Annotated in this window: 23 protein-coding genes; 7 read left to right on the forward strand and 16 right to left on the reverse strand. The window is 60.9% G+C overall.

The features are described 5' to 3' along the window. Positions 1-48: 48 nt before the first annotated feature. Positions 49-885 carry an S-formylglutathione hydrolase gene (fghA, locus tag C2U40_RS23650; RefSeq protein ID WP_103829009.1) on the reverse strand — a complete coding sequence of 279 codons (837 nt, stop codon included), beginning with the start codon at positions 883-885 and terminating at the stop codon, positions 49-51. A gap of 49 nt (positions 886-934) precedes the next feature. Continuing rightward, entirely contained in the window at positions 935-2,062 is a 1,128-nt protein-coding gene (locus C2U40_RS23655) for an S-(hydroxymethyl)glutathione dehydrogenase/class III alcohol dehydrogenase (RefSeq protein ID WP_005307638.1), read from the reverse strand. 119 nt (positions 2,063-2,181) lie between these two features. Here C2U40_RS23655 and C2U40_RS23660 point away from each other — a divergent pair, with 119 nt between their 5' ends. Beyond that, entirely contained in the window at positions 2,182-3,087 is a 906-nt protein-coding gene (locus C2U40_RS23660; RefSeq protein ID WP_103829010.1) for a LysR substrate-binding domain-containing protein, read from the forward strand. Positions 3,088-3,146: 59 nt separating this feature from the next. Here C2U40_RS23660 and C2U40_RS23665 read toward each other — a convergent pair whose 3' ends face one another. From C2U40_RS23665 to C2U40_RS23680, 4 genes are all read right to left on the reverse strand, one after another. After that, complete coding sequence (locus C2U40_RS23665) at positions 3,147-4,112, reverse strand: ABC transporter permease (RefSeq protein WP_016349044.1); 966 nt, start codon at positions 4,110-4,112, stop codon at positions 3,147-3,149. A 2-nt stretch (positions 4,113-4,114) separates the two neighbouring features. Beyond that, on the reverse strand, positions 4,115-5,230 hold the full coding sequence (locus tag C2U40_RS23670; protein WP_101617528.1) for an ABC transporter permease: 1,116 nt from the start codon (positions 5,228-5,230) through the stop codon (positions 4,115-4,117). Positions 5,231-5,312: 82 nt separating this feature from the next. Then, positions 5,313-6,893, reverse strand: a complete 1,581-nt coding sequence (locus C2U40_RS23675; protein WP_039214817.1) for an ABC transporter ATP-binding protein — start codon at positions 6,891-6,893, stop codon at positions 5,313-5,315. 83 nt (positions 6,894-6,976) lie between these two features. After that, entirely contained in the window at positions 6,977-7,975 is a 999-nt protein-coding gene (locus C2U40_RS23680) for a BMP family lipoprotein (protein ID WP_024944638.1), read from the reverse strand. A 432-nt stretch (positions 7,976-8,407) separates the two neighbouring features. Between C2U40_RS23680 and uvrD the strand changes: the two genes are divergently transcribed. Then, positions 8,408-10,579, forward strand: a complete 2,172-nt coding sequence (uvrD, locus tag C2U40_RS23685; protein ID WP_103829011.1) for a DNA helicase II — start codon at positions 8,408-8,410, stop codon at positions 10,577-10,579. 110 nt (positions 10,580-10,689) lie between these two features. Here the strand turns inward: uvrD and C2U40_RS23690 are convergent, their stop codons facing one another. The 4 genes from C2U40_RS23690 to C2U40_RS23705 all read right to left on the reverse strand — a co-directional run bounded on the left by C2U40_RS23690 (position 10,690) and on the right by C2U40_RS23705 (position 14,766). Beyond that, complete coding sequence (locus C2U40_RS23690; protein WP_103829014.1) at positions 10,690-11,979, reverse strand: hypothetical protein; 1,290 nt, start codon at positions 11,977-11,979, stop codon at positions 10,690-10,692. 244 nt (positions 11,980-12,223) lie between these two features. Further along, positions 12,224-12,754 (reverse strand): REP-associated tyrosine transposase, encoded by a 531-nt coding sequence (locus C2U40_RS23695; RefSeq protein ID WP_103829015.1) that lies wholly within the window; start codon positions 12,752-12,754, stop codon positions 12,224-12,226. A 186-nt stretch (positions 12,755-12,940) separates the two neighbouring features. Continuing rightward, a complete protein-coding gene (locus C2U40_RS23700; RefSeq protein ID WP_103829012.1) occupies positions 12,941-13,834 on the reverse strand; it encodes a LysR family transcriptional regulator in 894 nt (297 codons plus the stop codon). A 146-nt stretch (positions 13,835-13,980) separates the two neighbouring features. Beyond that, positions 13,981-14,766 (reverse strand): hypothetical protein, encoded by a 786-nt coding sequence (locus C2U40_RS23705; protein WP_103829013.1) that lies wholly within the window; start codon positions 14,764-14,766, stop codon positions 13,981-13,983. A gap of 238 nt (positions 14,767-15,004) precedes the next feature. Here C2U40_RS23705 and C2U40_RS23710 point away from each other — a divergent pair, with 238 nt between their 5' ends. Then, positions 15,005-15,349, forward strand: coding sequence for an SH3 domain-containing protein (locus tag C2U40_RS23710; RefSeq protein ID WP_233768802.1), 345 nt, complete (start codon positions 15,005-15,007; stop codon positions 15,347-15,349). Between the two features lie 96 nt (positions 15,350-15,445). Here C2U40_RS23710 and C2U40_RS23715 read toward each other — a convergent pair whose 3' ends face one another. Then, positions 15,446-16,849 (reverse strand): hypothetical protein, encoded by a 1,404-nt coding sequence (locus tag C2U40_RS23715; RefSeq protein ID WP_103828383.1) that lies wholly within the window; start codon positions 16,847-16,849, stop codon positions 15,446-15,448. Positions 16,850-17,079: 230 nt separating this feature from the next. Next, a complete protein-coding gene (gene ydfZ, locus C2U40_RS23720) occupies positions 17,080-17,277 on the reverse strand; it encodes a putative selenium delivery protein YdfZ (RefSeq protein WP_011704234.1) in 198 nt (65 codons plus the stop codon). Between the two features lie 278 nt (positions 17,278-17,555). On the opposite strand from ydfZ, the gene C2U40_RS23725 reads away from it, so the two are divergent. Next, the gene (locus tag C2U40_RS23725; protein WP_024944643.1) at positions 17,556-18,056 is read left to right on the forward strand and encodes a DUF1993 domain-containing protein; all 501 of its coding nucleotides are present in this window, start codon (positions 17,556-17,558) and stop codon (positions 18,054-18,056) included. 89 nt (positions 18,057-18,145) lie between these two features. On the opposite strand, the gene C2U40_RS23730 is transcribed toward C2U40_RS23725, so the two are convergent. From C2U40_RS23730 to C2U40_RS23740, 3 genes are all read right to left on the reverse strand, one after another. Then, positions 18,146-18,595: an SRPBCC family protein gene (locus tag C2U40_RS23730; protein WP_011704236.1), complete on the reverse strand. Its 450-nt coding sequence runs from the start codon at positions 18,593-18,595 to the stop codon at positions 18,146-18,148. A 79-nt stretch (positions 18,596-18,674) separates the two neighbouring features. After that, on the reverse strand, positions 18,675-19,187 hold the full coding sequence (locus tag C2U40_RS23735; RefSeq protein ID WP_103828384.1) for a cupin domain-containing protein: 513 nt from the start codon (positions 19,185-19,187) through the stop codon (positions 18,675-18,677). A gap of 98 nt (positions 19,188-19,285) precedes the next feature. Next, positions 19,286-19,942, reverse strand: coding sequence for a DUF3313 domain-containing protein (locus C2U40_RS23740; RefSeq protein WP_024944646.1), 657 nt, complete (start codon positions 19,940-19,942; stop codon positions 19,286-19,288). Between the two features lie 271 nt (positions 19,943-20,213). Between C2U40_RS23740 and C2U40_RS23745 the strand changes: the two genes are divergently transcribed. After that, positions 20,214-20,888, forward strand: coding sequence for a chromophore lyase CpcT/CpeT (locus C2U40_RS23745; RefSeq protein ID WP_041213570.1), 675 nt, complete (start codon positions 20,214-20,216; stop codon positions 20,886-20,888). Between the two features lie 9 nt (positions 20,889-20,897). Here C2U40_RS23745 and C2U40_RS23750 read toward each other — a convergent pair whose 3' ends face one another. After that, complete coding sequence (locus C2U40_RS23750) at positions 20,898-21,782, reverse strand: LysR family transcriptional regulator (protein ID WP_103828385.1); 885 nt, start codon at positions 21,780-21,782, stop codon at positions 20,898-20,900. Between the two features lie 101 nt (positions 21,783-21,883). Between C2U40_RS23750 and C2U40_RS23755 the strand changes: the two genes are divergently transcribed. Together C2U40_RS23755 and C2U40_RS23760 are read left to right on the forward strand one after the other, a co-directional pair. Next, positions 21,884-22,504, forward strand: coding sequence for a LysE family translocator (locus C2U40_RS23755; protein WP_103828386.1), 621 nt, complete (start codon positions 21,884-21,886; stop codon positions 22,502-22,504). A 150-nt stretch (positions 22,505-22,654) separates the two neighbouring features. Next, complete coding sequence (locus tag C2U40_RS23760) at positions 22,655-23,848, forward strand: DUF2920 family protein (RefSeq protein WP_181014873.1); 1,194 nt, start codon at positions 22,655-22,657, stop codon at positions 23,846-23,848. Positions 23,849-23,878: the final 30 nt, after the last annotated feature.

The following is a 23,878-nucleotide window of genomic DNA, read 5'->3' on the forward strand; positions in this document are numbered from 1 at the left end:
TTTTGTCCACCGACCAGAAAAAACAGGCCCGTCACGGGCCTGTTTCGATCAGAGGTGGCGAGCGTGAAAGCGCAGGTGCGCCTCGATGAAGCTCGCCACGAAGTAGTAGCTGTGATCGTACCCGGGGTGGCGGTTGAGCTCCAGCGGCCACTCCTTGCCGGCGGCCGCATCGGCCAGGGCGTCGATGTGCAGCTGTTCGGCCAGGAAGGGATCGTCCAGCCCCACGTCCACCAGGGTCGGTAGCGGCGTCACCGGGTGGTGGCGCAGCAGCTGGCAGGCGTCCCACTCCTGCCACAGCAAGGGGTTGTTGCCGAGGTAGGCGCCAAGCGCCTTCTGGCCCCAGGGGCAGCGGCTCGGGTGGCTGATGGGGCTGAAGGCCGACACCGAGCGGTAGCGACCTGGCTCGCGCAGGGCGGCGATAAGCGCCCCGTGGCCACCCATGGAGTGGCCGCTGATGGCGCGCTTCGTCGAGACCGGGAAGTGGGTCTCGATGAGCTCGGGCAGCTCGCGGGTGACGTAGTCGTACATCTGGTAGTGATCGCGCCAGGGATGCTGGGTGGCGTTGACGTAGAAGCCGGCGCCCATGCCGAGATCGTAACCGGGGTCGTCCGCCACGTCTTCGCCGCGTGGGCTGGTGTCCGGTGCCACCAGGGCGATGCCGAGCTCGGCGGCGATGCGCTGGGCGCCCGCCTTCTGCATGAAGTTTTCATCGGTGCAGGTGAGGCCGGAGAGCCAGTAGAGCACGGGCACCTTCTGGCCGGTGAGGGCCTGGGGCGGCAAATAGATGGCGAAGCGCATCTCGCAACCCAGCATCTCGGAGGCGTGGCTGTAGCGCTTGTGCCAGCCGCCGAAGCTCTTGTTGCTGCTGATTATGTCCAGATTCATCGGGGGAACTCCTGCACCCCGCCCACGATGGCGGGCGGGGTGATCATGCTCAGTAGTGGATGACGCTGCGGATGCTCTTGCCTTCGTGCATCAGATCGAACGCCTCGTTGATCTGCTCAAGGCCCATGGTGTGGGTGATGAAGTCGTCCAGCTTGAACTCGCCCTGCATGTAGCGCTGCACGTAGCTCGGCAGTTCGCTGCGACCGCGCACGCCGCCGAAGGCGCTGCCGCGCCAGACCCGGCCGGTGACCAGCTGGAACGGACGGGTGCTGATCTCCTGGCCGGCGCCGGCCACGCCAATGATGACCGACTCGCCCCAGCCCTTGTGGCAGCACTCGAGCGCTGCACGCATCACCTTGACGTTGCCGATGCACTCGAACGAGAAGTCGACGCCGCCGTCGGTGAGCTCGACGATCACCTCCTGGATGGGCTTGTCGTAGTCGTTCGGGTTGATGCAGTCGGTGGCGCCCAGCTTGCGAGCCAGTTCGAACTTGCTCTCGTTGATGTCGATGGCGATGATGCGGCCGGCCTTGGCCAGGCGAGCGCCGATCACGGCGGAGAGGCCGATGCCACCCAGCCCGAAGATGGCGACGCTCTCACCCTCTTTCACCTTGGCGGTGTTCATCACGGCACCGATGCCGGTGGTGACGCCGCAGCCGAGCAGGCAGACCTCTTCCAGCGGGGCGGCCGGGTCCACCTTGGCGATGGAGATCTCGGGCAGCACCGTGTATTCGCTGAAGGTGGAGGTGCCCATGTAGTGATAGATGGGCTGGCCATCCTTGGAGAAGCGGGTGGTGCCGTCCGGCATCAGCCCCTTGCCCTGGGTGGCGCGGATCTTCTGGCACAGGTTGGTCTTGCCGGATTTGCAGAACTTGCACTCGCCGCACTCGGGGGTGTAGAGCGGGATCACGTGATCGCCTACCTTGACGCTGGTGACGCCCTCGCCGACGGATTCGACGATACCGCCCCCCTCGTGGCCGAGGATGCAGGGGAAGACCCCTTCCGGATCTTCACCGGAGAGGGTGAAGGCATCGGTGTGGCAGACGCCGGTGGCGACGATGCGCACCCGCACTTCGCCCGCCTGGGGCGGCATGACCTCGACTTCTTCGATGGAGAGGGGCTGGCCCGGGCCCCAGGCGATGGCGGCCTTACACTTGATGCTTTGAACCTGTGCCATGACGGATGTCCTTATTGTTGAGCAGGGTGAGGAGAATGGGTTCGGACATCCAGTGTAGTTTCCCGCTTATTTGGTGATAATAAGGCGAAATCTGAAATCACTTTTACAGACAGGTAATAATGTTCGGCTGGGAAGGGATCTGTGAATTTGTCAGCGTGGCGGAGCAGGGGGGCTTTACCCCGGCGGCGCGCAAGCTGGGGGTGTCGGTGGCGCAAGTCAGCCGGCAGGTGGCACAGCTGGAGGATCGGCTGCAGGCCAAGCTGCTGCTGCGCACCACCCGCCAGGTGCGGCTCACCGAGCTCGGCGAGATCTACTATCGCCACTGTCGCCAGCTGCTGGACAACCTCTACGAGGCGGAGCTGGCGGTGGGGCGTCATCAGGCGGTGCCGCAGGGCACTCTGCGCATCACAGCTCCGGTCTCCTACGGTGAGAGTCGCATCGCCCCACTGGTGAACGACTTCATGGTGCGTTTTCCCCAGCTGGAGGTGACCCTCAACCTCACCAACCAGCTGCTGGATCTGGTGCACGAAGGCTACGATCTGGCGCTGCGACTCGGCCACCTCAAGGACTCCAGCCTGGTGGCGCGCAAGCTGGCGCAACGGGTACCCTATGTGTGCGCCTCGCCCGCCTACACCGCCCGCCACGGCATGCCCAACAGTCTCTCCGAGCTCACCCGCCACACCTGCCTGGTGGGCAACAGCGACGAGTGGCACTTCACCCTGGATGGCCGTCCCCACAGAGTGCGGGTGCACGGTCTGCTGCACTGCAACAGCGGCCACGCCCTGCTGGATGCGGCGCTCAAGGGGATCGGCATCATCCAGCTGCCGGACTACTACGTGAGCGACCACCTGGCCCAAGGCGAGCTTATCGAGCTGCTGCCGGAGCTGCGGGCGCCGGCGGAGGGGATCTGGGCCCTCTATCCCCACAACCGCCATCTCTCTCCCAAGGTGCGGCTGCTGGTGGACTATCTGGCGGAGCGGCTGAGCGATCCCCTTCAGCCTGCGCTGGTGCGCCCCGTCGGCTGACTTCGCTCAATAAAAAAGGCCCGCATGTGCGGGCCTTTTGCATGGCATGAAGGGCGGGACTATTCCCGCTCCTTGACGTAGGGGGTGCCGAGCGCCTTGGGTGCCACCGCCTTGCCGATGAAGCCGGCCAGCAGGAACACGGTCAGGATGTAGGGCAGTGCCTCGATGGCCTGTACCGGGATCGGGAAACCACCGATGCTGACCCCTTGCAGCCGGATGGCGACCGCATCGAGGAAGCCGAACAGCAGGCAGGCCGCCATGGCGTTCCAGGGGCGCCACTTGCCAAACACCAGCGCCGCCAGCGCCATGAAGCCCTTGCCGGCGCTCATGTTGGGGATGAACTGGGCGGTCTGGGCCACCGCCAGGTAGGTGCCGCCGATGCCGGCCAGCAGGCCGCCGATGATGAGCGCGGTGTAGCGCATGCGCACCACAGAGATACCGGCGGTGTCGACTGCTGCCGGGGCCTCGCCTACCGCCCGCAGGCGCAGGCCGAAGCGGGTACGGAACAGCACCCACCAGGCCAGCGGTACGGCGGCAAACGCCACGTACTCCAGCAGGGAGTGGCCGCTCAGCAGCTCGCTGTAGAGCTGGCCGATGACCGGCACGTCATACAGCTCCTTGGCATAGGGCAGGTCGATGGGGGCGAAGCGGGCCGCGCCGGACAGTGCCGGGGTCTGGCCGCCCTGATCGAACCAGTAACGGCCCAGGGTGACGGTCAGGCCGGCCGCCAGGATGTTGATGGCCATGCCGCTCACCACCTGATCACCGCGGTGGGTGATGGTGGCAAAGCCGTGCATCAGGGCGAACAGGATGGAGACGCCCACCCCGGCACCCAGCCCAATCCAGGCAGAGCCGGAGACGGCTGCCGCCGCCGCACTGGCGAACGCCGCCGCCAGCAGCTTGCCCTCCAGGGCGATGTTGACCACCCCGGAGCGCTCGCAGAACATGCCGGCCATGGCGGCCAGGATCAGCGGTGGCGCGGTGCGGATGGTGGCATCCAGCATCAGGATCAGAATTTCGAACATGATCAGGCCCCCTTAACTTGCGCAGAGCGGTTGGCAAACGCCAGATAGAGCTGCTCGATGCGCGGACGCATCATGTGCTCAAGGGCGCCACAGAACAGGATCACCAGACCCTGCAACACCACCACTATGTTGCGGTCCACCCCGAACTCGAAGCTGAGCTCGGCGCCACCCTGATAGAGGAAGCCGAACAACAGGCTGGCGATGATGACGCCGACTGGGTGGTTGCGCCCCATCAGCGCCACCGCGATGCCGGTGAAGCCGAAGCCTTCCACGAAGTTGAGCTTGATCTGGTGCAGTTCACCCTGCAGCACGTTGAGGGCGAAGAAGCCCGACAGCATGCCGGAGATCACCATGGCCAGGATCACCACCTTGGGATAGGAGATGCCGGCATAGGCGGACGCACTCTGGCTGGCGCCGACCGAGCGGATCTCGTAGCCCCAGCGGGTATGCCAGATGAAGATCCACACCAGGGCCGCGCAGAGCAGTGCCCAGAAGAAGCTGATGTTGAGCGGGCTGTTCGACATCTCCATGCCGAATGCCCCCGCCAGTTCGCTCATCTTCGGCAGCCAGCTCGCCTCGGCGAACACCTTGCTCTCGGTGGCCATGGAGCCCGCCGGCTTGAACACCTCGACCAGCAGGTAGGCCATCAGGGAGGCGGCGATGAAGTTGAACATGATGGTGGTGATGACGATGTGGCTGCCGCGCTTGGCTTGCAGCCAGGCCGGGATGAAGGCCCAGGCCGCGCCGAACAGGCCGCCGGCGATGATGGCCAGCGGCAGCAGCAGGGCGAACGGCAGGGAGTCACCCAGCAGCAGACAGACCAGACCGACGCCGAGGCCGCCGATATAGGCCTGCCCCTCGCCACCGATGTTGAACAGGCCGGCGTGGAAGGCCACCGCCACCGACAGACCGGTAAAGATGAAGCCGGTCGCGTAGTAGAGGGTGAAACCGACCCCTTCACCGGTGCCGAAGGCGCCGTACCACATGATCTCGGCGGCATCGACCGGGTTGATGTCGAGGTAATAGAACAGGATGGCCGACACCAGGAAGGCCAGCAGGATGTTGACCGCGGGCAGTACGCCCACGGAGATCCAGGCAGGGATACGTGCTTGGCTCATGGGCGAGCCTCCTTGGCAATCTGGTCGGTGACGGGGGTGTTGACCATCAGCAGGCCGAATCCGTTACAAGTGGCTGTGACCTTCATGATGTGGCTCCTTGTGATTGGCTGGCCGCCACGTCGTCAGGAACTATGTTCGCCATCATCAGACCGATAGTGCGCTCATCCGCCTTGGCTGCATCCAGCTCACCGACGATGCGACCGTCGGCGATGACCAGGATACGGTCAGAGAGGCTCATGATCTCGTCCAGCTCCACCGATACCAGCAGCACGGCTTTGCCCTTGTCGCGCATGGCGATGATCTGCTGGTGGATGTACTCGATGGCGCCGATGTCGACCCCGCGGGTCGGCTGGCCGATCAGCAGCACATCCGGGTCCTGCTCCACTTCCCGGGCGATCACCAGCTTCTGCTGGTTGCCGCCGGAGAAGTTGGCGGTCTTGTGCTCGGGGTGGGGCGGGCGCACGTCCCACTTGTCCATCTTGGCCTGGCAATCCTGCAGGATCGCCTCTTTGTTCTGCAGCCAGCCCTTGTTGTACTGGGGACGGCGGTGATAGCCGAGGATGAAGGCCTCTTTCGCCTCGAAGCGGTTGATGAGACCCATCTTGTGTCTGTCTTCCGGCACGTGGCCGAGACCGAAGTTGCGCACCCGCTCCGGGTCGGCCGGGTGGCTCACGCTCACTTCGTGGGCCTGGCCGCCACCGGTGATGGTGAAGCTGCCCTTGCTGGGCTTGAGGATGCCACCGAGCAGGCTGAGCAGCTCGGACTGGCCGTTGCCGGAGACGCCGGCGATGCCGACCACTTCACCGGCCCGCACCTCGAAGCTGACGGATTTGACCCGCTCCACCCTGGCGTCGTCCACATAGCTGAGGCCATCGACCTTGAGCTTGGCGTCGCCCGGCTGGGTCGGCCCCTTGTCGACCTTGAGGCGCACCTTGCGGCCCACCATCAGTTCGGCCAGCTGCTCCTTGTCGGTATCCTTGGTGGCGACGTGGGCCACCATTTCACCCCGGCGCATGATGGAGACCTGATCCGTGATGGCCAGGATCTCGCGCAGCTTGTGGGTGATGAGGATGATGGTGGCGCCCTGATCGCGCAGCTTCTTGAGCACCTCGAACAGGTGATCCGCCTCTTGCGGGGTCAGTACCCCGGTCGGCTCGTCCAGGATCAGGATGCGGGCGCCGCGATAGAGCGCCTTGAGGATCTCGACCCGCTGTTGCAGGCCCACCGGCAGATCCTCGACCTTCTCGTGCAGCGGCACTTCGAGACCATAGTCCCGTGCCAGCTCGCCCAGCAGCTTTTCGGCCGCCGCCAGGCTCTTGCCCAGGTGCCAGCCGTTTTCCGCGCCGAGAATGACGTTTTCCAAAACCGTGAAGTTGTTCACCAGCATGAAGTGCTGGTGCACCATGCCCACGCCTGCGGCAATCGCATCTTGTGAGCCATGGGGTTTGAACGGGTTGCCGTCGATGAACATCTCGCCTTTGTCGGCGTGGTAGAAACCGTAGATGATGCTCATCAGGGTCGACTTGCCGGCGCCATTTTCGCCGACGATACCGTGAATGCTGCCTTTACGAACCTTAAGGTCGATCTGCTTGTTGGCGTACACTTCGCCAAACCGCTTATCGATACCCCTTAATTCGATGGCATAGCGATCTGTCTGGTCCATGATGCAGTCCTTGCGGGTCATGAAAAGAGACTAAAAACCGGCCCGTGCGGGCCGGTCGTTGGGTTGAGAGTAGTAGCGGTTACTCAGTATTTGCAGGTGCTGTCGCTCATGTAGTCGTGCACCTTGACCTTGCCGGAGATGATTTCGGCCTTGATGGCGTCCACCTTGGCTTTCATCTCGGGGGTGATCAGCTTCTCGTTGTCTTTGTCGAGTGCCCAATCCACACCACCCTCGGCCAGGCCCAGGTTCTTGATACCCGGTTTCCAGGTGCCCTTGGCGGCGTCATCCCAGGTCTGGTAGGCGGCCAGGCCAACCGACTTGACCATGGAAGTCAGCATGGTGCCCGGTTGCAGGTGGTTCTGGTTGGAATCCACGCCGATGGCCAGCTTGCCTTCGTCCTTGGCGGCCTGGTAAACACCGATGCCGGTACCGCCGGCGGCGGCATAGACTACGTCGGCGCCCTTGGCGAACTGGGACTTGGCCAGTTCTGCACCCTTGGCCGGGTCAGCAAACGCCGCCGGGGTGGAGCCGGTCATGTTCTGGAACACTTCGATCTTCGGATTGACGTACTTGGCACCCTGCTCGTAGCCGCACTCGAACTTGCGGATCAGCGGGATGTCCATGCCGCCCACGAAGCCGACCTTGCCGGTCTTGGAGGCGATGGCAGCCAGGGCGCCCACCAGGAAGGAACCTTCATGCTCCTTGAAGATGACGGACTGGACGTTCGGCTTGTCGACCACCATGTCGATGATGGTGAACTGGGTTTTCGGGAATTCGGTCGCTACTTTCTCTACCGCGGAACCCATGTTGAAGCCGACGGCAACGATCGGGCCGTTACCACGGCTGGCCAGACGACGCAGACCCTGCTCACGCTGGGCTTCGTTCTGGGGTTCGAACTCCTTGACCTTGACGCCTTTGTCTTTGTTGTAGACCTCGACGCCATTGCGGAACACGGCTTCGTTGAACGATTTGTCGAATTTGCCTGCGGTGTCGTAGATGACGGCGGGCTGGGAGGCTGCCTGAGCAGAAAGGGCAGCGAGAGTGAGGGCGGCAACGGTGGCCAGCTTGAGCACTTTAGTCACGATCGTATCCTTGATTGTTATGTGAGGGTCCACAACCTGCCGGGGCAGGCCATAAAGCACGCTGGCTAACTGTAAGTGAGCCACGGTGTGGGTCAAGGAGATCATAAAGGAAAAACGTTTGCGTTAACGGTTTGAAATATAAGCAAATCGCTTTATAAGTGGTTGTTTTGATGCCTGTTTTCAGATTTAAATTCTGTGAATAATTAGCTCCAAATGACATTTCTGTTTGTATTCATAAGGTTATAAGCAAGCGTTTTCTTCAAATTGTACAAAAAGTGGCTTCCAATGGTGCCGGCTGATGGATTTTTCCCAGTTGGAACGCGTCATCCTCGGTGGCAAGCAATCGGCTTGCAGCGATCACCGACAAGCCGATTTGGTCTGTGGCGCCGCAGGTCGTATAATCCCCGCCTGTATAAATAAACAGGAGTGGTGATGGACGTTTCAACCCTGCTCGACGGGCTCAATGACAAGCAAAGAGACGCGGTGGCGGCCCCTCGTTGCAACCTGCTGGTGCTGGCCGGTGCCGGTTCGGGCAAGACCCGGGTGCTGGTGCACCGTATCGCCTGGCTGATGCAGGTGGAACGCTGTTCACCCTTCTCCATCATCGCGGTGACCTTTACCAACAAGGCGGCGGCCGAGATGCGCGGCCGGGTCGAGAAAGTGATCGGTGACGGCGTGCGCGGCATGTGGATCGGCACCTTCCACGGTATCGCCCACCGCCTGCTGCGGGCCCACCATCTGGATGCGGGGCTGCCGCAGGATTTCCAGATCCTCGACTCCGACGACCAGTACCGCCTCATTCGCCGGGTGCTCAAGGCGCTCAACCTCGACGAGAAGCACTGGGCCCCGCGCGCCGTGATGGGCTATATCAACGGCAAGAAGGACGAGGGGCTGCGCCCCGGCGACATCGACCTCTACGGCGACCCCGTCACCCGCACCTATCAGCAGATCTACAAGACCTATCAGGAGACCTGCGATCGCTCCGGGCTGGTGGACTTTGCCGAGCTGCTGCTGCGCGCCCACGAGCTGTGGCTCAACAAGCCGCACATCCTCGAGCACTACCGCGACCGCTTCCAGAACATCCTGGTGGACGAGTTCCAGGATACCAACGGCATCCAGTACGCCTGGCTGCGCATGCTGGCCGGCGACAGCGGCAAGGTGATGATCGTCGGCGACGATGACCAGTCCATCTACGGCTGGCGCGGCGCCAAGATCGAGAACATCCAGCGCTTCCTGACCGACTATCAGGGGGCCGAGACCATTCGCCTCGAGCAGAACTACCGCTCCACCGCCAATATCCTGAAAGCTGCCAACTGCGTTATCGCCAACAACGCCGAGCGCCTTGGCAAGGAGCTGTGGACCGAGGGCGCCGAGGGCGAGCCAATTTCGCTCTACGCCGCCTTCAACGAGGTGGACGAGGCGCGCTTCGTGGTCGGCCGCCTCAAGGACTGGAAAGAGAAGGGTGGTTTGCTCGCCGACTGTGCCATCCTCTATCGCTCCAACGCCCAGTCCCGGGTGCTGGAAGAGGCGCTGATGCAGGACGCCATGCCTTATCGCATCTACGGCGGCCTGCGCTTCTTCGAGCGGCAGGAGATCAAGGATGCCATGGCCTACCTGCGGCTTATCAACAACCGTGGCGACGACGCCAGCTTCGAGCGGGTAGTCAACACTCCGACCCGCGGCATCGGCGATCGCACCCTCGAAATCCTGCGCAATAACGCTCGCGATCAGGGCCAGAACCTGTGGCAGTCCGCCAAGACGCTACTGAACGACAAGGTGCTGACCGGCCGCGCCGGCAACGCGGTGCGTGGCTTCGTGGATCTGATCGATGCGCTGGAGGAGCAGGTCTCCCTGCTGCCGCTGCACCAGCAGGCGGACATCGCCATCCAGAACTCCGGCCTCAAGGCCATGTATCTGGCGGAAAAAGGCGAGAAATCCCAGGCGCGGGTAGAGAACCTGGACGAACTGGTCACCGCCTGCCGCCAGTACCAGCGCCCGGACGAGCTGGAAGACATGAGCGATCTCTCCGCCTTCCTCGCCCACGCGGCGCTGGAATCCGGCGAGAATCAGGCGGACGAATATGCCGACGCGGTGCAGCTGATGACGCTGCACAGCGCCAAGGGGCTGGAGTTCCCGCTGGTGCTGCTGGTCGGCGTCGAAGAAGGGATGTTCCCCAGCCAGCAATCCACCGAGGAGTCAGGCCGGTTGGAGGAGGAGCGGCGCCTCTGTTACGTCGGCATGACCCGCGCCATGGAGAAGCTCTACATCTGTTATGCCGAGAGCCGCCGCATCTATGGCCGCGAGATGTTCCACAAGCCGAGCCGCTTTATCCGCGAAATGCCTGCCGAGTGTCTGGAGGAGATCCGGCTGCGCACCCAGGTCAGCCGCCCCACGCAATATGGCCGTTTCAGCCAGAACGAGGTGCAGCAGAGCTTTGACGCCAGCGGCATCAAGCTCGGCCAGCGGGTGCTCCATCCGAAATTCGGGGAAGGGATAGTGCTCAACTTCGAAGGGGTCGGCCAGCAGAGCCGGGTGCAGATCCAGTTCGACGACGTCGGCGCCAAGTGGCTGGTAACGGCGTATGCCAGATTGGAAGCGCTTTGATTTTTCCTGCCTTTTGATAAAACCAACCCGGCTTAGGCCGGGTTGGTTTATATATCATAGCTTTCTTATGCAAGAATTTTTATTTATAAGAAAAATCCAAAGTTGCTAACTCACTCATAATCTCTAGGCGAACCACTAATAGTTAATTTGTAATCTGACAAACCGAATCTACCTATCTGTGGTGTACAACTAGCGATTATATTAACTGACAATTCTCGACCGAGAACATCATCTTCTTTTCGATGATGACCGCTAGCATAACCACTCATTGAGACTTCAAATTCGTCATTAAATTTAAAACTATCGACGGCTATCTCTAGGTCATCAAATATAGTGTCAGTCTCAGCCATTGGGCCTGATAATTCCTCACTATTAAGAATGTCATAACTTGTTTCATTGACCATATCACATATCTTTTCCGCTAATTCATCAGCAGATAACAAATCTATGTTGAAACCCTCCAATATCATCTGAACATGATCAAAAAGTAACTCTCCAGATATTATTTCTTCATTGTCATTTTCAGCACTTGCTATATTGCTAAGCTTATCAGCCAAATATACTGAATCGTGATAGATGAATTTTATTTCATCTAACTTTGAGTTGTTGAAATTTTTATCATTGATCAGCATATCTATGGTGTCATACCCAAACATGGCAGCGATAGTGTTAGTTAATCCACTAAGGCTCATGGTCACGCCATCTTGTTGGATGCTATTTGAAAGCAAATTCATCCATTGATACAAGATAGGAAAGCGATTTGAAGCTAACGTTGCCCTATGAATTGCGGCTTGCCTTTCAAATTTCATTTTTTCTGTGTCCTCTTGTCGTTTTTTCACTTCAAGCTCGACACGTAACTTCTCTGCCTGAGAACTTTTTATTTCCAACTCTGCACGTTTGTTTTTTGTCTTTAAATCTATATATTCCATTATCTTGTTACGGCGTTCACTTTTCCGCATCTCCTCTTGAAGATCCATTTCAATTTCTTGAGTAAGAAACTCTTTTTCAGGATTTGCTCTAAGCCTGACTTTGTTAAGTTGTTTCTGAGCCTTTGCCTGGTTAATATCCAATTCTATAGCTTGTTTGTGCTGTGATAAAATAACGGCATTCTGTTTTTGTTTTACCCATAGTGATAAATGTGGAAATACAAACAGATATAATATCGTCAGCATTAATGGAAGGATTATCAGATCTACATCATAAAGTAGATTTGTGATGTGCATGGTATCAACCATGTATTTTATTCTTTCATCAATTGAGGCTGTTCCTAAAAAGAGGGTTGCCAACTTATCCCAGTTACATATACACCAAGAGAAAATAAAGGTGCCAATTATAGGGTCTTTAACCCTTATTCTGGCATTACCTTTAATGGAACTCCATATATCCTCTAATATTCCCACTCTCACTCCCATCGGCAAAATAAGTTTTAATTTCTGATTGTTAATGTAACAAAAACACGCCTAATCTTATGATATATTTACATAAAATCTGTGACATCGATCTTTTAGTAGATGGCGTAGCTGGTGAAGCTACGCCGTTTTCTTTAATTGAAGGGCCGTAGGTTCGATTAGCGAAGCGTAATCGGACAATCGCGTAAGACGTTCACGTTATCGGACGCTTACAATGGAACAACCCTTTAGGGGTTTACTCCAATCCCTCCAACATCCCATCCACCGACCCGCACCAATCCAACGGATAGACGCCGCTCGCCACATAACGATGGAAGGTGGAATACGGCCAATCAGCCACCCGCGTAACATGACCATGTTTGAGCGGGTTGATATGGATGTAATCCATATGGTGGCGGTAATCCTGCTCATCCCGGATCAGGTGTTCCCAATAATGACGTTGCCAGATTCCCCGCTCCCCGTGGCGTAACCGGGTCTGGCTGCGCCGCTCGTTCACCGGCAAGGCGTGGGAAAAGTGGCTCTTGATCAACCGCCACCGCAGGGGGAAATCGGTGTCCCCTTCCGGCAAAGAGAGAATGCAGTGGAGATGGTCGGGCAACACCACCCAGGCGTGAATGGCGAAGGGGTGAGCCTGTTGCACCTTGGCAACGCTATGGCGCAGCAGGTCGATCTGCTCCACCAGCAACCGGTTGTTGCGCCGCTCCAGCAGGTTGACGGTAAAGAACCAGGTTCCTCCGGGCCACCATGCCCGCCGCCAGTTGGCCATACCCTTCCTCTCGCCTCGGCCGAAAAGCCAAGCATAGCCTTGCCTCACTTCGATCTGCTTGCAGGCCATGATGACGCGGATGTTCCATTACGCGATCGTCCGATTACGCTTCGCTAATCGAACCTACACGCTACATACAGGTATCGTGGCCGAGAGGCACAAACCCCAAGCTCCCGCCTGTCTGGCTCACCTCAGCTGAAACGCCTTGACGATAAATTCGATAAAGAGCCGCACGTTGGGGGACTGCTCTTTGTGGAAGGGGTAGACGGCGAACAGGGCGTGGGGGTCGGGTTGCCAGTCGGGGAGCAGGGTCACCAGGGTGCCATCCGCCAGTTCGCTCGCCACGAACTCGTGCGGCACCAGGATCACCCCAAGCCCTTGTACTGCCGCCTGTTTCAGGGCGATGCCGTTGTTGGCGGTGAAGCTGGCAGGTCGCACGTCCACCGTCACGCTCTCCTCTGCCCGGCTAAAGCACCACTTGTCGGGGGAGGACGAGAGGCTGTAGCGCAGGCAGTTGTGCGCCTTGAGATCCGCCGGGTGGGTGGGCTGGCCCGCTTCTTTGAGATAGTCGGGGGCCGCGCAGAGCACCCGCTGCACTTGGCACAGGGGTTTGGCGCGCAGGGTAGAGTCCTCCAGGGTGCTAGCCCCCCGGATCACCACATCCAGCCCCTGATCCACCAGATCCATGTAGGTGTCGCTCAGGATCACCTCGATGCCGATCGCTGGATAGCGGTGCTGGAACTCGCAGACAAGGGGGTTGAGCCGGATCAGCCCGTAGGACATGGGCATGCCGATCCTCAGCCGACCCCTGGGGGTGAAGGAGGCGGCCATGATGGACTGGTCGGCGGCCTCCAGGCCGTCCAGCACGGCGCAAATCTGGCGGTAATAGGTCATGCCGGCTTCGGTGACGCTCAGCCGCCTTGTGGTGCGGTTGATGAGGGCGATGCCGAGATAGGCTTCCAGCTCGTTGATGTTCTTGCTGACCGCCGCCTGTGAGAGGTGCAGGTCATCTGCCGCCGCCCTGAAGGTGCCCATCTCCACCACTCGGCGAAAGACGTTCAGCGCCGTGATCTTGTGCATTCTGCCCTCGATAATTCACCACTGGTAAACGATGGTGCCATCATGGCGCGGTGAATTCACCGTCTCCGGCTCGTCGGGCGCCAGGTAACAGAGAGGCGCAACAAGGGCGGCAGGGCCTTGACCCGACCGCCCGGTGCCGCGGTGGCCTATTGCGCCTTGCCCGGTGCGGGGGGCAGGTTGATGCCGACATCGGCCCAGGGGTTGGTGCCGAGCAGTTGGGCGTGGGGCACGTCGGCCTGGTAGCGCATGGTAAATTCCTTTGGACCGTGGGCGAAGGCCACCAGCAGCCCCTGTTTAGCATCCATCAGTCCGGCGTGCATGCCCAGCCCGTGATAGCTGATCCGCACGGCCTTGTCCGCAAGGCCCACCTTGTCTATCTGGAAGCGGGCGATGCTGCCGTCTTTGAGGGTAAAGCCCCAGCGGAACGGCCCGCCGCTGACCACCGTCATCACCTCGTCGATGTCGGTGCCGTCCTCGGCGGAGTTGACGTGCATGCGGCCATATTTGCCGAGCACGGCGCTGCGGGTGCGCTCGTCCAGCGCCATCAGGTCATAGACCTTGGGGTAGGGGCCGACGCCGGTCTCCTCGGTGGCGACGCCGCCCCCTTGCACCGAGGGCTCGCGGCCTGCGAGCCTGGCCTGCTCCAGCAGCCCCCCCTGACTCAGGTTGAAGGCTGCAATCAGAGTGCCGTGCTCCGCTTTGGTCAACGCGCGGCGGTGGGAGGCGGCGAGCAGCGGCCTGGCGGCGTCGGGGATGTCGACGGTGACCACGTGGACGCCGATGGGGTTCAGTGCTTTGTTGACCGCCTCGACCCCGCTGACGGCGGGGCGGCCATCGCTGAACTGCACCGAGACCAGATCACCGGCGAAGGTGTTGAAAGAGAGGGCCGACGCGATAACGCCGGTCAGCAATGCGAGATTGGTGAGTTTCATACAAGACTCCTCGTTAAGGTTCGATGAGCAGTCTAGGGTGGTGGAAAGTGCACTGAAATGGCACTCGGATGATATGAAAATTCACTGCCAGTAATGAATAGCAGGGGGGCAGGGGGGCAGGGGGGCTACTTCGGGGGATAGTATCCCCTGCCAGAGGATGTGAGCCCGGATAACACAACGGGGCCTGGATTGTGGTATGACTCGGGGCGTCACCCATCAGAACCCGTCGGAGGACACGATGATGCTGGCGTTGATCACCACGGCACACCACACCTGTTACCCCAATCCCATCGTCTTTCGGGTCGGAGAGCGGGTGCGCATCGGCCACGAGGATGACGAGTTTCCGGGCTGGGTGCGCACCTTTACCGCAGACGGTAACGAGGGGTGGGCGCCCCTGTCGCTGCTGACGCCGATCAGCACGGAGGAGGCGCTGGCACGCCAGGACTATACCGCCCGCGAGCTGGATGTGGCGGCGGGGGAGCGGGTACGGGTGGAGCGGGAGCTGGCAGGCTGGCTCTGGGTACATAACGATCAAGGGCAATCGGGCTGGATCCCGGCCAGCGCCATCGCGCGCGTCTCTTGAGGTCGTTGATGGTGGCGGGTGAGGTGTTGTGATCACCCGCCGTAACGATATGGCGCAGCAGGCTGGCGGATTCAGAGTGAATGTTGCGCCGCGCGCTCAATCAAGAGGGGGCGTTTTTCCCTGTCGCATCAGCTGATAAATCAGACGGCCATGTTCTTTGCGATAGATGTCACTGTGCGCGCCGCCACCACTTAGATAGGCGTTCTCACTGATGAGACTGCTCGCATCGATATAGGTGATGTTGCTGCGGGCTGAGCCGCTGACACCGAACAGGTTACCGTGATGATCGGCGAAGGCGCAGCGAATAAGGGTGTTGGTATTGGAGCAAGTATCTGCATAGCTCCTGGCATCGCCGGCATAGCCTCCCCCGGGCGCCTTGCTCATGGCTTGGTCATTGATCGATGCCGTCAGCGCTACCTGCTTCACCAGAGGGCAAAATACCGTCGCTGAGGTTGATGTGGCGTTATCGGTCAGCTGGGTCAGTTTAAAGGCTCCTTGCAGGTTGATCAGGTTATCAATACCCGCAGTGGGGGGCTGGTAGTGATCCTGATAAATGGCCGGACCAAAGCAGGCAGCCACATTGGAAGCGCGGCTGCCAAAGCTATGGCCAATCAGCGAGGTCGTGAGTTGCGCTTGCTGGGCTTGAGGCAATGCGGCTTTTACTTCCGGCAGTGTCTGCTGTATCAGCACTCCCAGCCAGCTCAGGCCAAGTTCGTCGGCGTCGCCGGCCTTGGTGGGGAAGCTGGTGAGTCGATAAATCGGTTCAATCCAACTGCTGCTCCATTGGCTAGGCCAGGTGACACCGATAACCAGGGGATTGAAATCGGCAGGGGCACTGCGTTTCACATTGAGCATGATGGAGTTGAAGTTGCGAATGGCTTCTTCTTGCACCGTATTCCAGCCCATGACAATGACCACGATGTCGCTGTAAGGCTTGCCTGTATTGGCCTGTGTCATCAGGCGCTGAATCATGCTCTGTTTTAACAGCTTCAGCGCATCCCAACTGTCGTCATAACCGCAGACCTCTTTATCCTGGCAACGCCGATGCGTGACGGCCATCGGTAGCACATTCTGCTCGGCACAGGGTTCAACCAGCTGGGATTGTGCGGGCTCCAGTCGTTGATAAAGGTTATACAAGGCACAGGTATGGTTTTCGGCGGATTGGGGTTGCGCCTGCTCTCGCAGAATATGTGAGATATACAACAACTTGGGCTGGTTTAATAATGCGTCTGTTGATGTCTTTAAGGTCTTCTCTGAGGGGGTACTGACCTTCACGCTTTGCGGTGTAGAGACCAGATCACGCGGGCTTTTTTCCACGCCAATCAGATAACCATCAAAACGCAAACTCAGTTCATCTGGGTAATAAAGAACAGAGTGATACAACATGGTGGTTTCACCATCCGTACTCAATTGCTTTTCTGCCGAGGCAAGCCGGCGTTGAGGAGCATTGGTACAACCCTGTAATAACAGACAGACGATCAGAAGGATTTTCCCGTACATGATTCACTCTCCTTGTTATGTGTCACCCCGATGAGGGTAGTCCGTACTGGTGAGTCGATGTAGTGGAAGGGGTTGAGCCGCCCCTTGTTCATGGTGATCCCCCGTGCCGATAGCGTACATGTTCCCATGACGCGGCGTGGGGACTGGGGTAGAGCGCAGAAACCCGGCCACTGACGGGGCGCGGTGGCCGGGTGAATTGTAAAGAGTAGGGTGACAGAGAACGTTGGGTATCAGCCTAGTCTAATCAACTCGATGGGGGCGTACTGCTCCCGGGAGTTGGCCAGCAGCACGCACTTTTCATGCTCGGCCTGATAGGGGGTCAGGTTGTCGGTGTGGGCCTCTTTCAGAAAGTCGACGGCGCCGGTGGCGGCGATCATCACGCGCTGACCGGGTGTGAGCGCATTGCGGTTTCGGTCATAGATTTTCATGGCACTCTCCTTTTGTGGGGCCCGGCGGTATGCCCGGGCTGCACGAATCAGCCTACGCTCCTGCCAAAGCGTGATGCATGTCACAGATCAAAAAAGAGCCAAAGAGGGACTCAGTGCGTCGGCAAGGGCGAGCGGACCTGCCGCGCGGGGTCGTCCAATCCTGTCGCTGGGAAGGCAGGTGGATTCTGCTTTTTGCGGGGGCGGGCTCGAACAAACGGGGGGATACGCTATAGTGGATGCCGCTCGTATAACTGCCTTCAACCAACCGAGAGCGCATTATGAATCGTGATATCGTCGCCCAGTTTATCAAGATGCTGACCAACCTCGATCAGTGCCTGGCCAAGGCCGAAGCCCACGCCGCCGCCAAGAAATTCAACGTGGAGAACTTCTTCGGCGATCGGCTGATCGTCGACATGCTGCCATTCAGCAAGCAGGTGCTGATCTGCTGCGACAGCGCCCGCGCCGTGGTGGCTACCGCCAGCCTGAGCGAGCCGCCGGTACTGGGGGATGACCCCAAGACCATGGCGGATCTGCGCGCCCACCTGGCCAAGACCCTCACCTATCTGCAGAGCAAGCTGGATGCCGATTTCAGCCAGTATGCGAGCGGCCACTACTACCCCTACTGGGCCGGTGGCAAGGGGATGGACGGCTACACCTGCGTGCATGAGTACGGCATCCCCAACTTCTACTTCCACCTCACCATGACCTATGCCCTGCTGCGCAAGGCCGGGGTCGAGCTTGGCAAGGGGGATTACCTGGGCGCCATCAACCTGCAATAAGCTCTTCCAGTCGTCCGGGCTTTGGCCCCGCATAAAAAGAGCCTGCCACTGTGGCAGGCTCTGTCGTTTTCGGGGTCACCGTGGGTGGGTTACTGCGCCGGGATTTCGGGCTCCACCAGGGCGGCCAGCTGGGCCAGCGACTCCTGCCAGCCGAGATAGCACATCTCCACCGGAATGACCTCGGGGATCCCCTCCTGCACGATGGCGAGCTCGGTACCGCACACCACCCCGGTCAGGATCACGGTCACGTGCATCACTCCCGGCAGGTTGGGATCGTCGAACCGGTCGGTGTAGCGGATGCGCTTGCCCGGTTCGAGCTCCAGGTATTCGCCGCCAAAGGCGTGGCTGTTGCCGTTGCCAAAATGGGTAAACGCCATCCGGAAGTGGCCGCCCACCTGGGCCTCCAGCTGTTCCACCCGGCAGGTGAAGCCATAGGGCGGCAGCCACTTGGCCAGCGCATCGGCCTCGATAAAGGCCCGGTAGATCCGCATCGGCGGTGCCTTGAGCACCCGGTGCAGCCGCACTGTTCCTGTCCTCATCTCTCTGTTCCTCGTTGCCTTGGGTCCATCAAGGATAGTCGGTTGCGTCCGTTTGCCGATGACTGGCCGGCTGCGAGCCCTAGAAGGGGCCGTTGCGCTCGCGCAGCTGGTCGGGCAGGCCGTCGTGATCCCCCAGCTCGCGCTCGGGTACCGCATCCCAGTGCCGCGCGCCGATGAAGCGGTTGCGCTCGGGGTGCACGGCGTAGTGGATGTGGTTGTCCGCCCGATCGGTGTCGCCCACGCAGAGCAGTCGCACCGGCTGATCGGTATTGTTGATGAAGGTGTGGGCCAGCCCGTCGCCGGCCTTGAAGCCGACCGAGTCACCGGGCTGCAGCCGATGCAGCACGCCGTCGAGCCAGACGTCCGGGGTGCCTTCCAGCACGTGGACGAACTCGTCCTCGGTCTCCTCGGCGTGGGGCCAGCTGGTGCGCCGGCCCGGCGGCAGCAGCTCGTGGTGAATGCCGAGGCGGGCAAAGCCGTAGTGCCTGCCGAGGGCGCTGCCCAGGGAGAGTGGCTCCTCGCTGCCGGAGTAGCGGCCGGGCTCGGGCTCCTGCAGTTCGCGCCAGTGCTTGATGCTGGGGGGACGGTTCATGACGGCTCCTTGTCGAAGTCAGGGGGAAACAAGCGGCCCCGGACTGGGCGCACGGGGCCGGGAATGGGCGTCTTGCGCCCGAGTGGCGATGAGCCGGACTAGCGGCCCAGGTTGTCGGCCAGTTGCTTGGCGCGGCCGGCGGCCCACTGGTCGATCATCTTCTCCATCTCGCTGGCGGTGATGGGGCTGTCCTTGTGGGTGGTGTCCGGGCTCTCGCGCGCATCCATCACCCGCACCAGCAGCTTGCCGTTCTGGGAGTCGAGCAGCTGGGCCATGCTGCCCACCTTAAGCAGATAGGGCTCCTTGCCGATCACCTCGCGGGTGACGTTGATGGCGATCTTGGCGGGCAGCAGATCCCGCAGCTTGGGGTCGGGCCGGGTCAGGTCGAAGTTGGTGATGGCGGCCTGCACCCGCATCACGCCGGGGCCGGGGGCGCTGGCAATCTTGACGCCGTGGCTCATCAGCTCGCGCTGGAAGGTGGCGTGGTAGTAGCGGCCGATTTCGTTCTGTTCGTTGGCGGTCAGCAGGTACCACTGGCCGTTCTCCTGGCGGATGAACTGCAAGGGATCGAGCAGCACCTGATGGTACTGGCGCAGATCCACGCCGGGCTCCTTGTAGATGCGCTGGTTGGGGTTGCTTTCGCTCTGCTGGAAGGCGGTCAGCGGAATCGCCTGCAGGCTGTGGGAGACCTGGTTCTTCACCGCGCAGCCACCCAGCAGAATGGCCACCATGCCCGCGATTACGGCTCTTTTCATCTTTTGCTCCTGATTGCGGCGCTTGCCCGACCCTGGCATCCGGTGCGCAGGGCATTGCAAGAGAAATAACCGATTCAAAGAGCGCCCACAAGCGAAGAGTGCGGCGGCGTTCAGGCGGGATCCAGCCCGCAGGCGGCCGCCACCCGTTGGCCGGGACGTGACGCTAATACGATGATTTTGCTTCGGATCGGCAATCATTTGATCAAGGTTGCGGATATTGGCGCCGTTCGCTCATATAATCGCCGCCATGAAACTGATTCGGAAGGATTCGATGACCAGCCTGATGGCGGCCCTGTGCGGGCTGCTGCTCTCCTGCCTGGCCTGGGCGGCACCCACTCCCTTCGTCACCACGCCCCCTGACAGCACCACCACGGCACCCTCCGCCAGCATGGAGCCGCTGCTCTCCTGGTTTACCGGCGAGTTCTCCAGTCGCGAGCAGGCCAGCTACGACAACCGCTTTACCAGCGCCGAGTTGCGGCTGGTGGAGATCTGGCCCGGCTACAAGGGGTTTCGCTGGGTCTATGCCGAGCAGTTCCTGACCGAGCGGGCGGTACGCCCCTTTCGCCAGCGCATCTACCGCTTCTCGCTGGTACCCGACGGCCGCATCCTGATGGCCGAGCTGACCATGCCACGGGCCATCGACTTCGCCGGCGCCTGGCGCCAGCCCGAGCTGCTCGACTCCCTCACGCCACAGCAGCTCTCTTTGCGTCAGGGCTGCGAGATCTGGCTGACCCGCCAGCCGTCGGGGGAGTACGCCGGCCACAGCAAGGTGGGCAGCTGCTCCACCAATTTCGGTGGCGCCAGCACCCTGGTGCAGTACCTCTGGATCGGTCCCCACAGCGTGAGACTGCTGGATCGGGCCTATGACACCGAGGCCCATCAGCGCTGGGGCAGCCCGGGGGAGGGCTATGTCTATCTGCGCCGGGTGAAACAGCGCGGCGAGTAAGGCTGCGCCCTACAGCTGGTGGCGCTGCTCGCTCAGATAGTCGATGAGCAGCCGCAGGCGCAGTGGCAGGGGCTCCCTGGCCGGGTAGAGCAGGTTGACCGGGCGCGGGGCGGGCAGGGCATCCGCCAGGATCTCCTGCAGGGTGCCGCGTTCTAGCTCCTCGCTCAGCAGGGCGCGCGGCTGCAGCAGGATGCCGGCATGGTTGAGGGCGGCCACCTTGAGGGCGCTGCCGTGGTTGCTGATGAAGGGGCTGTCCCACAAGTGCAGCTGTTCGAGCGGAAAGGCCTCGGCCAGGCTCGACTGGCCGAGCCAGGGACTGAATCCCAGGCAGTGGTGGCGGGCCAGATCCGCCAGCGTGAGGGGAGTACCGTGGCGTTGCAGGTAGTGCGGGGATGCGCAGAACACCGAATCGGAGCTGGCCAGCGGCCGGGCGATGTAGCCGGCGTCCTTGGGCTGACCGACCCGGAAGATGAGATCGAAGCCGTCGCCGATGACGTCCACCAAGCGATCCGACAGATCCAGCTCGATGCGGATCTGCGGGTAGCGCTCCATGAAGCGGCACAGCAGCGGCGTCAGCCGGTAGCTGCCGAAGGTGACGGGGGCATTGATGCGGATCCTGCCTGCCGCCTGGCCGGTATTGGCCAGGGTGTTCTGCTCCAGCTCCCGATAGTGTTGCAACAGGTTCTGGCAGCCGGCGAGGTACGCCTGGCCCGCCTCGGTCAGGCTCTGGCAACGGGTGTTGCGATTGAGCAGGCGGGAGCCGACCCTGGCCTCCAGCCACTTGATGTACTTGCCGATCATGGCCGGCGTCATCGCGAAACGATCCGCCACGGCGGCGAAACTGCCCGCGCGGGCCACCTCGACGAAGATCTCGATGGCCGTCAAGCGATCCACTCTAAACTCCTGGTTTATAAAGCCGAGCGCCACTATGTCTGGCTGGCGTCGCGGCTGTCAATATACTGGGCGGCAGCCAATCCACGCTGGAATCTCTCCCGATGACACTCGACTATTACGCCCTCTATCTGCTGCTCGCCATCGGCACCGTGCTGAGCCCGGGGCCCGCCGTGATCTACACCATAGGCAACACCCTGACCCGGGGCACCCGCCACGCCATCGCCGGCTTTTGCGGGGTGGCGGTGGGCATCCTGCTGGTGGCGAGCCTGGCCTCGCTGGCGGTGCTCTGGTTCACCCGCTGGCTGGCCGCGGGCCAGCAGATCCTCACCCTGGGCGGTGCGCTCTATCTGCTCTATCTGGGGCTCAACTCCTGGCGTCAACGGGCGGTGAGCCCGGTGCCGGGGTCCGGGCCGGATCGGGATTGCCGTCGCAGCTTCATCAAGGGGGCGCTCATCAGCCTGCTCAACCCCAAGGCGATCATCTTCTTCACCAGCCTGTTTCCCCAGTTCATCGACTTTCGTCATGGGGCGCTGGGCCAGTGCATGCTGCTGGCGGTCACCTTCAGCGCCGTGGTGCTGGTGGTGCATGGCGGTTACTGCCTGGTGTTCCACTGGGTGGGGGCGCAAGGCTATGGCGAACGCTTCGCCAGGGGGATCAACCGGCTGTCGGCGGTGATGTTCACCGGCTTCGCCCTGTTGCTGCTGTTCAAGGGGTTGAGGTAGGCGAGGACCCGGACTGGGTTCCTGTTGGCTGCAGTGCAGCGTGTATCCCGAATGGGGTGAGCAGGAAAAATAAGATTCCATTGGTGCTCTTTGTGCCGCATGCTCCCCGGTTCAGGGAGTGGGGCAAGGATAATCAGGACCCCAACTGACATGGTCGAGGCGATGCCCATGGCATGGCCTTTCAACAAGGTTGGCAACATGTCCTATTACGAACACGAGGTGGTCGGTCATCCCGACGTGGAATTGGGGTTGTGTGGCGAGCGTCAGGTACGCTATCGGATCCATGGTGCCGAACAGGCCGGCAGCGGCCTGGTGGTCTATATCCCGGGATTTGGCGGTGATCTGGGAGCTTACAGCCAGGTCTTTTGCGAGAAGGTGGCCGCGCAGCACGGTATGGCTGCACTTTGTGTCGACTATTTCTGCATGCGTTCGCGTCCGGCGGTGGGGGCCGCCATCTCCTTGCTGCCAGAGGAGCGTGAGCGTGCACTCGCTTTGCTGGGTTTGCCGGCCAAAACACCCGACATCGCGCTGCTGCGTGTGCTGGATGGTGTGCAGCCAGCTGCACCGTTGCGCTTTCAGGGGGTGTTGGTACCCCCCGATGGGGCCTACCAGAACTTCGGGGTGATGGCTGCCCTCGATATCCTCAATGCCATCGAAGATGCGATGCTCCGTTACGGTGGCAATCGCGACAACCTGATACTGGTTGGCTCCTCCTACGGTGGCTACCTGGCGCAGCTGGTCAACAAGTTTCGCCCTGGCTATGCCCGCGCCCTGTTTGACAACTCCTCATGGGCCGAGCCCAATCTGGCCTATGTGGTGGGACGGGACATCGGCGCGGTGGAGTACCAGTGCAGCCTGCAAGGCGGAGTGGAGCTGGCGCTGTGCGTGGACTCCCCCTGGCGGATGGTGGCCGGGCACCCGCACGAGTTCGATGTGGATGCCTTCATCATCCGGGCGTTCAGTGCCTCCCAGCTCGATCAGATGGCCGCGCAGGGGGGGACGCAGACCTTCTGTTTGATGGTGCACGCCATCCATGACGCCATCGCCCCTGCCGATGCCAAACTGGCCATGGCACGCGCCATGCTGGCACGGGACTTCAATGCCGAGCTGATCTTGTTCGACGAGTCGAGTGTCGATGGTGAGTTCATTCGCAACATGGAGCACGGTATGGGGCTTTCCATGCTGCAGTTCTTCGCGCAGGGGCTGACGCTGCTGGTCGAACGCTCGCCTGCCTTTACGGCCACTCACGCCGCCGAGGTGACTCTGCATGCCGGTCACTCGGTCTATCAGCTGAACTTTGCCAACCCTGAGGTGCGGCTGCAACGCCAGCGGATCGAGGCCTGACGGCCTCAGCCGAGAGCCTGGAGCTGGGTG

This window comes from Aeromonas sp. ASNIH4 (assembly GCF_002934425.1).
GTDB lineage: Bacteria > Pseudomonadota > Gammaproteobacteria > Enterobacterales > Aeromonadaceae > Aeromonas > Aeromonas hydrophila.